Raw genomic sequence first — 10,888 nt, forward strand, 5'->3', positions numbered from 1 at the left:
TGGGCGTGCAGGTGTCCCGGTTCTTCACGCGCAGGTTGGGGCGGTACCAGTTCTCTAGGTAGTCGCGGATCGCGTAGTCGTTGGCGACGGTGTAGCCGGCGATGAAGTCGTGGGCGTCGCCGCGCTTCACCTTCCTCGCCGTGCGGCCGACGACGACCGCCAGCTCGCATTCGTAGTGCATGAACTGCACGCCGGCGGGCCGGCGCGTGGTCTGCCGGTGGCCGATGAGCGCGCCTTCGCCCTTGACGAAGACCAGCGGCTCCTCGGGCGCCTTGAATTCCAGCTCTTTCGCGTGGTCGGCGTAGTTCAGCCCCAGCGCGAGGATGGTGCGCGGACGCGGCACCGGCGCCAGCGGCGGCAGCCACTGCACCGCGTCGAAGGCGGCGGTGCGGCCGTCGGCCAACAGCAGCTGGCCATCGCGTTCGGTGGCGTCGAAGGTCCGTCCCTCGAAGACGACGCGTGCGTGCTTCATGCGGCCTCCTGCACCAGCGTGTTGGCCAGCGGCTCGAAGCCCGGCGCGGTGATCTCGATGCGCTGCCCCGCTTTCGCCAGCGGCCGGCCGGCGTTGCAGCCGAGCATCAGCACGTCGCCCGGGCGCAGCGTCATGAATTCGCCCACGTCGGCGCGCAGTTGCGCGGCGCTGCGCACCAGCTGCGAGAAGTCGGCCGCGTGGCGCAGCTCGCCGTCGATGTGCACTTCGAGCGAGAAGCCGCCCGGATCGCCGCCTTCGCGCAGCGCCGGGCCGATGCCCAGGAAGCCGTCGAGGCACTTGAACTTGACGGGCGGGCGGAAGAAGCTGGCGTGCGGCACCGAGAGGTCGTTCATCAGCACGTAGCCCGCCACGCGCCCGGCCTCGCCGAACACCATGCCGATGGTGGCGCCGACCTCCACCTCGGGCACGCGCGCGGGCAGCGCGATGGCGCCGCCCGAGGGCGTCCAGGTGTTGGCGGTCTTGACGTAGAGCACGGGCGCCTTGGGTGGCGCCTTGTAGGGCGGCTCATGCATCCGTGGCGCCAGTGCGCCGAATTCGGCGCGGAAGTTCAGCAGCACGCCGTACACCGTGCCGGTGGGTAGAAAACTCATTCCTTGGCTTCCTCCGCCAGCGTGGCAGGCGCCGGCGCGGGTTGTTCGAGTGCGATCAGGTCGTCCAGCAGGGCGTACAGCTGCGACAGCTTGGTCTTGCCGAGCGAGCGCTCCAACCACTGGTAGTGCGCCTCGATGGTGGTCGACAGCCGCCGCACCAGCCGCTTGCCCTGCGGCGTGGCCTCGATGACGGTGCGGCGCTGGTCGGCGGCGTCGCGGTGGCGGGTGATCAGCCCGTCGCGCTCCATGCGCGCCAGCACGCCGGTGAGGCTGGGGCCCAGGATGAAGGCCTCGCGCGCGACGCGGCCCGTCTCCACCGCGCCGTGCTCGCCCAGCACGCGCAGCACGCGCCACTGCTGGTCCGACAACTGCTGCTCGCGCAGGCTGGGCCGGGTGTGGGCCATCACGGCCTCGCGCGCCTGCAGGAGCAGGCGCGGCAGGTTGCGGTGCGCGAAGGACGTGTGGGTCACGGCAGGAGGCTGGCTTCGTCGATTTATTTAACATGTTAAATATAGATCGGATGCAGCGTCTAGGTAGTTACCCCTGTGTCTCGATAATCACCGGATGTACACCCTGGCCGCCCCCACCGTGCCGCTGCTCGGCAGCTACCGGGACGCCCTGCTGCGCGGCTGGTCGCCGGACAACCTCTCGCCCGAGAAGGCCCGGCGCCAGGAGCTGGAGCGGATCGAGGCCGACCCCGCTGGATTCGTGGCGGGCCTGGACGACCTCGACGCCCGCGGCGGCGACCTGCGCATGCCCGACGGCTCGACGGTGCCCCGCCTGCCCGGCTTCCGCCGCTGGGTCCTGGAGACGGAAGCGGACGGCCCTGCGCCCGCCTTCCTCGGCTCCATCGGCTTCCGGTTCGCGCGCGGCACCTCGGCGCTGCCGCCCTACTGCCTGGGCCACATCGGCTACGGCGTGGTGCCGTGGCACCGCGGGCGCGGCGTGGCCAGCTTCGCGCTGCAGACGCTGCTGCGCGAGCTGCGCTCCACGGACCTGCTGGCCGGCATGAGCTACCTGGAGCTGACGACGCAGCCGGACAACATCGCCTCGCAGCGCGTGATCGAGAAGTGCGGCGGCCGCTTCGTCGAGTCCTTCACGCCGCCGCCGCTGTACGGCGGCCGCACCGAGCTGCGCTACCGCATCCCCCTCGATTGACAAGCATGGCCAAGGAAAAGACGACCTACGTGTGCAGCGAATGCGGCGGCACCAGCCCGAGGTGGCTGGGCAAGTGCCCCGCCTGCGGCGCCTGGAACACGCTGATCGAGCAGGCCGCCGCGCCGGCCGGCGGCGGCGCGCAGAACAACCGCTTCGGACAGTCCTACGCCGCGCTGGCGGGCTCGTCGGAGCTGGCGGTGCTGGCCGAGATCGAGGCGGCCGACGTGGCGCGCACGCCCACCGGCATCGAGGAGTTGGACCGCGTGCTGGGCGGCGGTATCGTGGCCGGCGGCGTCACGCTGATCGGCGGCGACCCGGGCATCGGCAAGTCCACGCTGCTGCTGCAGGCCACCGACGCGCTGCAGAACGCCGGCCAGATGGCGCTGTACGTCACCGGCGAAGAGAGCGGCGCGCAGGTCGCGCTGCGCGCGCGCCGCCTCGGCCTGGAGCGCTCGCAGGTGCAGCTCATGGCCGAGATCCAGTTGGAGAAGATCCTCGCCACGCTGGACACGCACCGCCCCGCCATCGCCGTCATCGACTCGATCCAGACCATCTACTCCGATCAGCTCACCTCCGCACCGGGCTCGGTGGCGCAGGTGCGCGAGTGCGCGGCGCACCTGACGCGCTTCGCCAAGGCCAGCGGCACGGCGGTGGTGCTGGTGGGCCACGTGACCAAGGAAGGCGCGCTGGCCGGCCCGCGCGTGCTGGAGCACATGGTCGACACGGTGCTGTACTTCGAGGGCGACACGCATTCGAGCTTCCGCCTGGTGCGTGCCATCAAGAACCGCTTCGGCGCCGTCAACGAGATCGGCGTCTTCGCCATGACCGAGCGCGGCCTGCGCGGCGTGGCCAACCCCAGCGCGATCTTCCTCAGCCAGCACGAGCAGCCGGTGCCGGGCAGCGTCGTGCTGGTCACGCTGGAAGGCACGCGGCCGATGCTGGTGGAGATCCAGGCGCTGGTGGACGACGGCGGGCCCAGCCCGCGGCGCCTGTCGGTCGGCCTGGAGCGCGACCGCCTGGCGATGCTGCTGGCCGTGCTGCACCGCCACGCCGGCGTGGCCTGCATGGACCAGGACGTGTTCGTCAACGCGGTGGGCGGCGTGCGCATCAGCGAGCCGGCGGCCGACCTGTCGGTGATGCTGGCGATCGCCTCCTCGCTGCGCGGCAAGCCGCTGCCCAAGGGCTTCGTCGCCTTCGGCGAGGTGGGGCTGGCCGGCGAGGTGCGGCCGGCGCCGCGCGGGCAGGAGCGGCTGCGCGAGGCGGCCAAGCTCGGCTTCTCCATCGCCGTGGTGCCCAAGGCCAACGCCCCGAAGAAGGCGATGCGCGAGCTGGAGGGGCTCACCATCCACCCCGTCGAGCGGGTGGAGCAGGCCATTGAGCTGCTGCGCAGCATCGACGGCGACAATCGCGCCCCATGAATCTGCAGCAAATCCTGGTGCCGCTCGGCGGCCTCATCCTGTTGATCGTCGGCTACCGCTCGTGGGGCTGGAGCGGCGTGATGGCCGTCGCCGGCGGCATCGTCATGTTCCTGCTGCTGCACTTCACGCGCACCATGCAGGTCATGCGCCGCGCCGCCGACCGGCCCATCGGCTACATCGGCAGCGCCGTGATGCTCAACGCCAAGCTCAAGCCAAAGATGACGCTGCTGCACGTGATCGCCATGACGCGCTCGCTCGGCGAGCTGCGCTCGCCGCGCGACGAGCAGCCGGAGGTCTATCGCTGGGCCGACGGCGGCGGTTCGTACGTGGACGCCACCTTCGCCGAGGGCAAGCTGGTGCAGTGGGCGCTGACGCGGCCCGAGCCGCCGCAGGAATCGGCCGGGGAGGAAAAGGGAGAAAACGCGGCGCTGCCGCCGGCCTGAGCCGGCGCCGCGCCTAGAACGGGGCGTCCTCGGTCTGTGCCGGCGCTTCCGCCGGTGCGGCCTCTGCCTTCGGCGCCGGCTGGCCCATCGCCATCTCACCGCCCAGCGCCTCCATCAGCGCCGGCAGCAGCGCGCCCAGTTCGCCGGTGACGATGGCGGCGTCGGCGTCGAAGCCCTCGTCGCCCTGCTTGGCGTCGCTGCCGCCGCCGTCGAACACGCCTTCCAGGAACTGCAGCTTGCGCAGCTGCATGCCCTCGGTCAGCTCGAAGGAGACGCGGTCCTCCCAGGTCATCGCCAGCCGCGTCGGACGCTTGCCGGCCTCGATGTGGCCGCGCACCTCGTCGATGTCCAGCGGGTGCTTGGCGTAGCGCACCACCGCCTTGGAGTCGTCGGTGGCCTTGAGCTCGCACTCGCGGTCGATCGTGAAGCCGGCCGGCGGCTCCTGCGTGGCCAGCCAGCCGGCCATGGCGCTGGCCGGCTCCACCTGGGTGTGGAAGGCCGCCACGGCGAAGCCGTCCAGCCCCTGCACCAGCGCCGTCACCACGGCGTCGGCGCGGGCCTGGTTGGAGGTGTCCAGCGTCAGCCTGCGGGCCTGCGGGTCGATCCACACGGCGACGCGCGCATGGCGGGTGAAGGCCAGCGGCAGCAGTTCCTGCGTCACGTCCTCCTTGATCTGCTTCTTCTCCTTCTTGCCGGGCGCGCGGCCGGTCTGCGCCTCGATCTGGGCGCAGCGCTCGTCCACCTTGCGGCGGATCACCGAGGCGGGCAGCGTCTTGCTCTCGATCATGTATTCGAGCAGCCACTGGCCGCCCACCGATTCGAGCAGCAGGCCATGTTCGGCGCCCCGCGGTGGCACCCAGCCGGTGGAGGACTCCTGCGAGGGGCCGCAGGGCACGAAGCGCAGGCCGTCGAGCTGCTGCTGGGCGGCGTCGAAGTCGGGGTTCCAGGAGGGTTCGATGCGGAAGGCGAGGGCGTTCTTGAAGCGGGGCACGGCGGTACGGGGAGAGCAGAAGCGAAAGGGGGCGATTGTGCGTGCACGCCGCGGCCGGCCGGCGGTAAGCACCGGTAAAGCCCGGCCGCGCCCCGCGCCGTAAAATCGCCGGCTTCCCCCGAAGCCACCCCCAAGGACAACTCATGAGCGCGATTCCCTCGCTGGCCGACCGCGACGGCAAGATCTGGATGGACGGAGAACTCGTCGACTGGCGCGACGCGAAGATCCACGTCCTGACCCACACCCTGCACTACGGCTGCGGCGTCTTCGAGGGCGTGCGCGCCTACAACACCGTCAACGGCACCGCGATCTTCCGCCTGGAAGAGCACACCGAGCGCCTGTTCAACAGCGCCAAGATCCTGCGCATGAACATCCCCTTCTCCAGGGAGCAGGTGAACGAGGCGCAGAAGCAGGTGGTGCGCGAGAACAAGCTGGAAAGCTGCTACCTGCGCCCGCTGGTGTGGATCGGCTCCGAGAAGCTGGGCGTGAGCCCCAAGGGCAACACCATCCACACCATGGTCGCGGCCTGGGCCTGGGGCGCCTATCTGGGCGAGGAAGGCATGAAGCGCGGCATCCGCGTCAAGACCAGCAGCTACACCCGCCACCACGTCAACATCACCATGACGCAGGCCAAGGCGGTGAGCAACTACAGCAACTCCATCCTGGCCAACATGGAGGCCACGGAAGACGGCTACGACGAGGCCCTGCTGCTGGATTCGGCCGGCTTCGTCTCCGAGGGTGCGGGCGAGAACATCTTCGTCGTCAAGGGCGGCGTGATCTACACGCCCGACCTGTCGGCCGGCGCGCTCAACGGCATCACCCGCAACACGGTGCTGCACATCGCCAAGGACCTCGGCATCGAGGTGGTGCAAAAGCGCATCACCCGCGACGAGGTCTACATCGCCGACGAGGCCTTCTTCACCGGCACGGCCGCCGAGGTGACGCCCATCCGCGAGCTGGACCGCGTGCAGATCGGCATCGGCTCGCGCGGCCCGGTGACGGAGAAGGTGCAGAGCGCCTTCTTCGACATCGTGAACGGCAAGAACCCCAAGTACGCCCACTGGCTCACCAAGGTCTGATCCGAGAGGTCCCATGTCCGCATCGAACAGTTCGCTCGTCGACCAGGTCAAGTCCGCCGAGCGCCGCTCGCTGGTGGAACTCGCCGCCAAGGACCTGAACCACCAGGGCGGCGTCTTCTGCCCGAGCCCCAAGGCCGACATGAAGCTGTGGAACAACCACCCCCGCGTGTACCTCGACGTGGCCCGCACGGGCGAGGCGAAGTGCCCGTATTGCGGCACGGTCTACCGGCTCAAGGCGGGGGAGCACTTCGGGCACCACCACTGAGCGTCGCATGGCGCTTCATGCAAAAAGGGCCGCATTGCGGCCCTTTGCTTTTGCGGCCCGCGCCTTCCTCACGCCTCCTGCAGCGTCCCCCGCCAGCGCTTGGGCAGCAGCGGCAGCCAGGGCATGCCGGCCTCGCCGGCCATGCGCAGCACCACCATCGCGATCCACAGCAGCGACAGCCCGATCTGCGCGTCGCGCAGGGCCGAGTTGGCGCAGGTCGCCATCAGCAGGATCAGCATCGACGCGAAGGCCAGCCGGCCCGTGAGGTCGGGCCGCCGCCAGCCCTGCCACACGCCGGCCAGCACCATCGCCAGCAGCGCCAGCGCGCCGGGCAGGCCGGTTTGCGAACCCATCCACAGGTAGTCGTTGTGCGGCATGTTGTAGTCGGCCAGCAGCGCCGGGCCGCGCTTGCGCCACTCGCTGTTCCACGCGCCGATGCCCCAGCCCGCCAGCGGGCGCTCGGCGATCATGCGGGCCGTCTCGGTGTACATGTAGTAGCGCACCACCCAGCTGCCCTCCGAGACGGCGCCGGCCTTGGCCGCCTCGATCTCCTGCATGCCCAGCGCCAGGCGCTGCTCGATGCCCTGCGGCGCCTTCCAGGCCGCCGCGCCCAGCACCGCGCCGCCCACCAGCAGTGCCGCCGCCAGCGTGCGCCACTGGCGGCGCCACTGATGGATGCAGATCAGCGGCATCACCACCAGCAGCGCCAGCAGCGAGGTGCGTGAGACCAGGTTGAAGTTGATGATCACCAGCGTGATGGCCGTGACGCAGAAGGCGGCCAGCGCGGCGTACGGCCGGTGCCGCGCCAGCAGCGCCAGCCCCACCGCCGCCGCGCAGGCGCCCAGCAGCGTGAACAGCAGCGCGTTGTTGATCGACTTGTTGCCCACCAGGAAGATCACGCTGCGGAAGATGCCCGGCGGCACCGGCGGCGTGATGCCCGCCAGCACGATGAGGCCGTAGAACACCGCGATGTAGGCCACGTTGACCGCCACGATGGCCAGGAAGCCGCGCATCGCCCACTGCGCCTCATCGCGCGTGAGCGCCAGCGCCAGCAGCACCGTCAGCGGCACGCGCAGGCCGTGCCACAGGTTCACCCCCGTCTCGGGGTAGTGCCCGCCGATGGCCAGCACCACCAGTTGCCACGCCACCAGCGCCGCCAGCGGCCACCACAGCGCGTGCGAGCGCACGCGCCGCGCCCGTTCGCGCCCGTCGCCGGCGAAGAGGAAGGAGATCAGGACGAGGAAGAGGCCGAGGTAGTTCAGCCCCACCGGCATGAACACCACCGCGCCCCACAGGCAGGCCGCGGCGCGGGGGAGAAGCAATCTGCGCATCGGCGCGATTGTCTTTCAGGACCCGTCAGGCCCCCCGGGGCAGTTCGATGACGAAGCTGGCGCCGCCGCCGTCGCGGCCCTCGCAGCGCACCCGGCCGCCGTGCCGCTCCACGATGGACTTGACCAGCGCCAGGCCCAGGCCGACGCCGCCCTCGCGCTCGCTGGCGCCCGGCAGCCGGTAGAAGGGCTCGAAGATGCGCTCGCGCAGGGCCGCCGGCACTCCGGGGCCGCGGTCGTTGACGCGCACGCGGGCATGGGCGCCGTCGGACGACAGCTCGGTCTCGATCTCGCCGGCACCGTAGCGGCGCGCGTTCTCCAGCAGGTTGCGGATCGCGCGGCGCAGCAGGCGCGGCACGCCGCGCACCGTCAGCGCGTCCAGGTCGGTCCGCTCGGCGATGTCCAGCTCCGCCTGCGCGCGGGCGCATTCCTCGGCGGCCAGGCCCATCAGGTCCACCGTCTCCATCGTGCCCATGTCGGCCTCGCGCGCGTCCAGGCGGCTGGCCAGCAGGATCTCGTCGATGAGCTGGTCCAGCTCGGCGATGCTGCGCGAGATCTCGGCCTTGGCGGCCGGGTTGGGCTGCTGGCCCATCAGCTCCAGGCTCATGCGGATGCGCGTGAGCGGCGAGCGCAGCTCGTGCGAGGCGTTGGCCAGCAGCGACTTGTGCGAGCGCACCAGCTGCTCGATGCGCGTGGCCGCGTCGTTGAAGCGGCGCGTCAGGTCGGCCACCTCGTCCTCGCCGTCGTCGGCCGGGGCGCGGGCCGCGAGGTCGCCCTCGCCGAAGCGCTGCACGCTGCGCTGCAGGCCTTCCAGGCGCGTCGTCAGCCGCCGCACGATCGGGAACAGCCCCGCCGCCGTCGCCAGCCCCACCATGCCCAGCAGCCAGAAGATGCCGGTCTGCGGATGCAGCCAGGGCGGCGGGGTCGGCCGGCGGTCGGTGCGCGGGCCGAGTTCCATGGTGAACTGCTGGCCGTCGTCGAGCGTGATCTGGAACTCCAGCGGCTCGCCCGGCCGGCTGGTGCGCACCGACTTGCCGGTGGCGATCTGCTGGTCCTGCGGGTTGCGCAGCGTCACGTCGCGCGGCAGCGGCGCGCTGCGCTGCTCCTCGGCCACCTGCCAGGCCCAGCCCGCGGCCAGCACGACCACCGCCACGCCGGCCAGCACGGCCAGCCAGATGCGCACGTAGAGGTGGCGGGTGAAGAGCTTGATCATCGGCCGCCGGGGTTCAGTCCTGCTGCTTGGCGAAGACGTAGCCCACGCCGCGCACGGTGAGGATGCGCTTGGGGTTCTTCGGGTCGGCTTCGATGGCGGCGCGGATGCGGCCCATGTGCACGTCGATGCTGCGGTCGAAGGCCTCCAGCTCGCGGCCGCGCACGGCCTCCATGATCTGGTCGCGCGTGAGCACGCGGCCGGCGCGCTCGGCCAGCGTCACCAGCAGGTCGAACTGGTAGGAGGTCAGCTCCGCCGGCTGGCCGCCGACGGTGACGGTGCGCGCGTCGCGGTCGATCTCGAGCGAGCCGAAGCGCATCACCGTGTTGGTCGGCGCCGCGGCGGCGGTGGTCGCGTCGGCCCGGCGACGCAGCACGGCGCGGATGCGCGCCAGCAGCTCGCGCGGCTCGAAGGGCTTGGGCAGGTAGTCGTCGGCGCCCAGTTCCAGGCCGACGATGCGGTCCATCGGGTCGCCCTTGGCGGTGAGCATCAGCACCGGCACCTTGCCCAGCGGCGCCGGCAGCGCGCGGATGCGGCGGCACACGTCCAGGCCGTCGGTGTCGGGCAGCATCAGGTCCAGGATGACGAGGTCGGGCGGCTGGTGCTGCAGCTCCTCCAGCCCGCCGGCGCCGTCGCCGCGGTGCGTGACGGCGAAGCCCGACTGGGTCAGGTACTCGCCCACCATCTGCGCCAGGCGGGCGTCGTCTTCGATCATCAGGAGTCGGGGCGGCGTGCTCATGTGGTGATGTTCCTTCAGCCTGTCTCGCGCTCCGGGGGCGCCGGGGCGACAGTCCATGGTGCCCCGCGGCGGGAAAGTGCGCTTGAACGCTCCGTAAAGCTCCCGTAAAGCGCGGCTGCGCCGCCGCCCGCTCTCAGGGCGCCAGCCGCAGCGCCAGCGAGAGCTGCGCGTCCAGCGGCATGTGCAGCGGCGCGGCGGCGGGGCGGTCGGGCAGTTGCGCCAGCGCCTCGAACAGCGGCAGCAGGTCGCCGATGGCGTTGGGCGGCAGGGCACGGGCAGCATCCGAGACCAGCGGCGCGCGTTCGGCCGGGCCGGGCACCAGCGACCAGTCCATCGCCGCCACGGTGCGCTCGTTGCGCTCGGGCGAGAGCACCAGGCCGCCGGCCAGCAGGCCCTCGCTCACGTGCACCTGCTTGAGCGGCCCCACCGCCTCGGCGTCGAAGCCGACCAGCAGCACCGGCTGCGCGTCGGCCGCGCACTGGGCGGCGGCCTCCAGCAGCGCCGCGGCGAAGCTGTGGTCGAAGCTGCTGAGCGAGTTGCTGGCCTGCATGCAGCCGGTGCCGATGGTCCAGTAGCCCACCGCCGCGTTGTGCACCGAGTTGTGGAACTTGATCGGCGAGAGCTGCGTCGGCGTGGCGGCCAGCGTGCTGCACATGTAGTCGTTGATCGCCAGGTCGCCGTGCGCGGAGGCGAACACGCAGGGCAGGTCGGCCGCCTGCCGGCCGCTGGCGGCCACCGCCGCGCCGGCCACTTCCAGCGCCAGCGCGACCGAGTCGGGCGCGCGGCGGCGCTCGGCCGGCGCCAGCACCTGGGGCGAGGGCCGGCGCGCCGGCGGGTCGGCCGGCGCGCCCTCGCCGCGGAAGGCGGCGCGCGCGACGTCCCAGCCGGGCAGGGTCGGGGCCCAGAAGGCCAGGCCCTCGATGTATAGCGTTGGAGTTGTCATGCGCGAACGAAGTCAGAAGGCCGCGGAGCAGGCCATGCCAGGGCACCCGCGGAACTGGCTCTGCCAGGCCGCTGGGTGCGCCCCCTTGAGGGGGGATTCGAGCGACACGCAGTGCGCGAGAAACGGGGGTGGGTCATGTTCTTCCAAAAATGAGCGCGCAGTTGTTGCCGCCGAAACCGAAGGAATTGGAGAGCGCGTGCCGCACCTCGCCGTGCGCCGGCGCCAGGCGGA

At 71.4% G+C, this 10,888-nt stretch carries 13 protein-coding genes; 5 read left to right on the forward strand and 8 right to left on the reverse strand.

Translation table 11 applies throughout. The features are described 5' to 3' along the window. From ACIY1X_RS20135 to hpaR, 3 genes are all read right to left on the reverse strand, one after another. A partial coding sequence (locus tag ACIY1X_RS20135; RefSeq protein ID WP_399683965.1) for a fumarylacetoacetate hydrolase family protein occupies positions 1-472 on the reverse strand: 472 nt, incomplete at its 3' end. Further along, positions 469-1,083, reverse strand: a complete 615-nt coding sequence (locus tag ACIY1X_RS20140; RefSeq protein ID WP_399683968.1) for a fumarylacetoacetate hydrolase family protein — start codon at positions 1,081-1,083, stop codon at positions 469-471. The genes ACIY1X_RS20140 and ACIY1X_RS20135, both read right to left, overlap by 4 nt. Further along, positions 1,080-1,553: a homoprotocatechuate degradation operon regulator HpaR gene (gene hpaR, locus ACIY1X_RS20145; RefSeq protein WP_399683971.1), complete on the reverse strand. Its 474-nt coding sequence runs from the start codon at positions 1,551-1,553 to the stop codon at positions 1,080-1,082. Before hpaR ends, ACIY1X_RS20140 begins: the two co-directional genes overlap by 4 nt. A 94-nt stretch (positions 1,554-1,647) precedes the next feature. Between hpaR and ACIY1X_RS20150 the strand changes: the two genes are divergently transcribed. Genes ACIY1X_RS20150 through ACIY1X_RS20160 form a run of 3 tightly spaced genes read left to right on the forward strand, consistent with a single transcriptional unit; the run spans position 1,648 to position 4,102 of the window. Then, positions 1,648-2,241 carry a GNAT family N-acetyltransferase gene (locus ACIY1X_RS20150; RefSeq protein WP_399683973.1) on the forward strand — a complete coding sequence of 198 codons (594 nt, stop codon included), beginning with the start codon at positions 1,648-1,650 and terminating at the stop codon, positions 2,239-2,241. 5 nt (positions 2,242-2,246) lie between these two features. Then, positions 2,247-3,659 (forward strand): DNA repair protein RadA, encoded by a 1,413-nt coding sequence (gene radA, locus ACIY1X_RS20155; protein ID WP_038210796.1) that lies wholly within the window; start codon positions 2,247-2,249, stop codon positions 3,657-3,659. Then, a complete protein-coding gene (locus ACIY1X_RS20160; RefSeq protein WP_399683975.1) occupies positions 3,656-4,102 on the forward strand; it encodes a glycerate kinase in 447 nt (148 codons plus the stop codon). Before radA ends, ACIY1X_RS20160 begins: the two co-directional genes overlap by 4 nt. A 13-nt stretch (positions 4,103-4,115) precedes the next feature. Here ACIY1X_RS20160 and ACIY1X_RS20165 read toward each other — a convergent pair whose 3' ends face one another. Then, positions 4,116-5,093 carry a recombination-associated protein RdgC gene (locus ACIY1X_RS20165; RefSeq protein ID WP_399683976.1) on the reverse strand — a complete coding sequence of 326 codons (978 nt, stop codon included), beginning with the start codon at positions 5,091-5,093 and terminating at the stop codon, positions 4,116-4,118. 143 nt (positions 5,094-5,236) lie between these two features. Here ACIY1X_RS20165 and ACIY1X_RS20170 point away from each other — a divergent pair, with 143 nt between their 5' ends. Together ACIY1X_RS20170 and ACIY1X_RS20175 are read left to right on the forward strand one after the other, a co-directional pair. Then, positions 5,237-6,172, forward strand: a complete 936-nt coding sequence (locus tag ACIY1X_RS20170; RefSeq protein WP_038210790.1) for a branched-chain amino acid transaminase — start codon at positions 5,237-5,239, stop codon at positions 6,170-6,172. 13 nt (positions 6,173-6,185) lie between these two features. Beyond that, positions 6,186-6,437, forward strand: coding sequence for a zinc-finger domain-containing protein (locus ACIY1X_RS20175; protein ID WP_051953700.1), 252 nt, complete (start codon positions 6,186-6,188; stop codon positions 6,435-6,437). Between the two features lie 68 nt (positions 6,438-6,505). Here the strand turns inward: ACIY1X_RS20175 and ACIY1X_RS20180 are convergent, their stop codons facing one another. From ACIY1X_RS20180 to ACIY1X_RS20195, 4 genes are all read right to left on the reverse strand, one after another. Further along, positions 6,506-7,768 carry an O-antigen ligase family protein gene (locus ACIY1X_RS20180; protein WP_399683980.1) on the reverse strand — a complete coding sequence of 421 codons (1,263 nt, stop codon included), beginning with the start codon at positions 7,766-7,768 and terminating at the stop codon, positions 6,506-6,508. A 25-nt stretch (positions 7,769-7,793) separates the two neighbouring features. Beyond that, positions 7,794-8,978, reverse strand: coding sequence for a sensor histidine kinase (locus ACIY1X_RS20185; protein WP_399683983.1), 1,185 nt, complete (start codon positions 8,976-8,978; stop codon positions 7,794-7,796). 13 nt (positions 8,979-8,991) lie between these two features. Continuing rightward, positions 8,992-9,714, reverse strand: a complete 723-nt coding sequence (locus tag ACIY1X_RS20190) for a response regulator (RefSeq protein ID WP_399683986.1) — start codon at positions 9,712-9,714, stop codon at positions 8,992-8,994. Positions 9,715-9,847: 133 nt separating this feature from the next. Beyond that, positions 9,848-10,657 carry a beta-ketoacyl synthase chain length factor gene (locus tag ACIY1X_RS20195; RefSeq protein WP_399683988.1) on the reverse strand — a complete coding sequence of 270 codons (810 nt, stop codon included), beginning with the start codon at positions 10,655-10,657 and terminating at the stop codon, positions 9,848-9,850. Positions 10,658-10,888: the final 231 nt, after the last annotated feature.

The organism is Xenophilus sp. (assembly GCF_044462705.1).
GTDB lineage: Bacteria > Pseudomonadota > Gammaproteobacteria > Burkholderiales > Burkholderiaceae_C > Xenophilus > Xenophilus azovorans.

Bases quoted from the DNA above. Each gene is read 5' to 3' on its own strand.
- ACIY1X_RS20180 (WP_399683980.1), bottom strand. From the start codon at position 7,768: ATGCGCAGATTGCTTCTCCCCCGCGCCGCGGCCTGCCTGTGGGGCGCG.
- ACIY1X_RS20190 (WP_399683986.1), bottom strand. From the start codon at position 9,714: ATGAGCACGCCGCCCCGACTCCTGATGATCGAAGACGACGCCCGCCTG.
- ACIY1X_RS20185 (WP_399683983.1), bottom strand. From the start codon at position 8,978: ATGATCAAGCTCTTCACCCGCCACCTCTACGTGCGCATCTGGCTGGCC.
- ACIY1X_RS20175 (WP_051953700.1), top strand. From the start codon at position 6,186: ATGTCCGCATCGAACAGTTCGCTCGTCGACCAGGTCAAGTCCGCCGAG.
- ACIY1X_RS20170 (WP_038210790.1), top strand. From the start codon at position 5,237: ATGAGCGCGATTCCCTCGCTGGCCGACCGCGACGGCAAGATCTGGATG.
- radA (WP_038210796.1), top strand. From the start codon at position 2,247: ATGGCCAAGGAAAAGACGACCTACGTGTGCAGCGAATGCGGCGGCACC.
- ACIY1X_RS20195 (WP_399683988.1), bottom strand. From the start codon at position 10,657: ATGACAACTCCAACGCTATACATCGAGGGCCTGGCCTTCTGGGCCCCG.
- ACIY1X_RS20160 (WP_399683975.1), top strand. From the start codon at position 3,656: ATGAATCTGCAGCAAATCCTGGTGCCGCTCGGCGGCCTCATCCTGTTG.
- ACIY1X_RS20140 (WP_399683968.1), bottom strand. From the start codon at position 1,083: ATGAGTTTTCTACCCACCGGCACGGTGTACGGCGTGCTGCTGAACTTC.
- ACIY1X_RS20150 (WP_399683973.1), top strand. From the start codon at position 1,648: ATGTACACCCTGGCCGCCCCCACCGTGCCGCTGCTCGGCAGCTACCGG.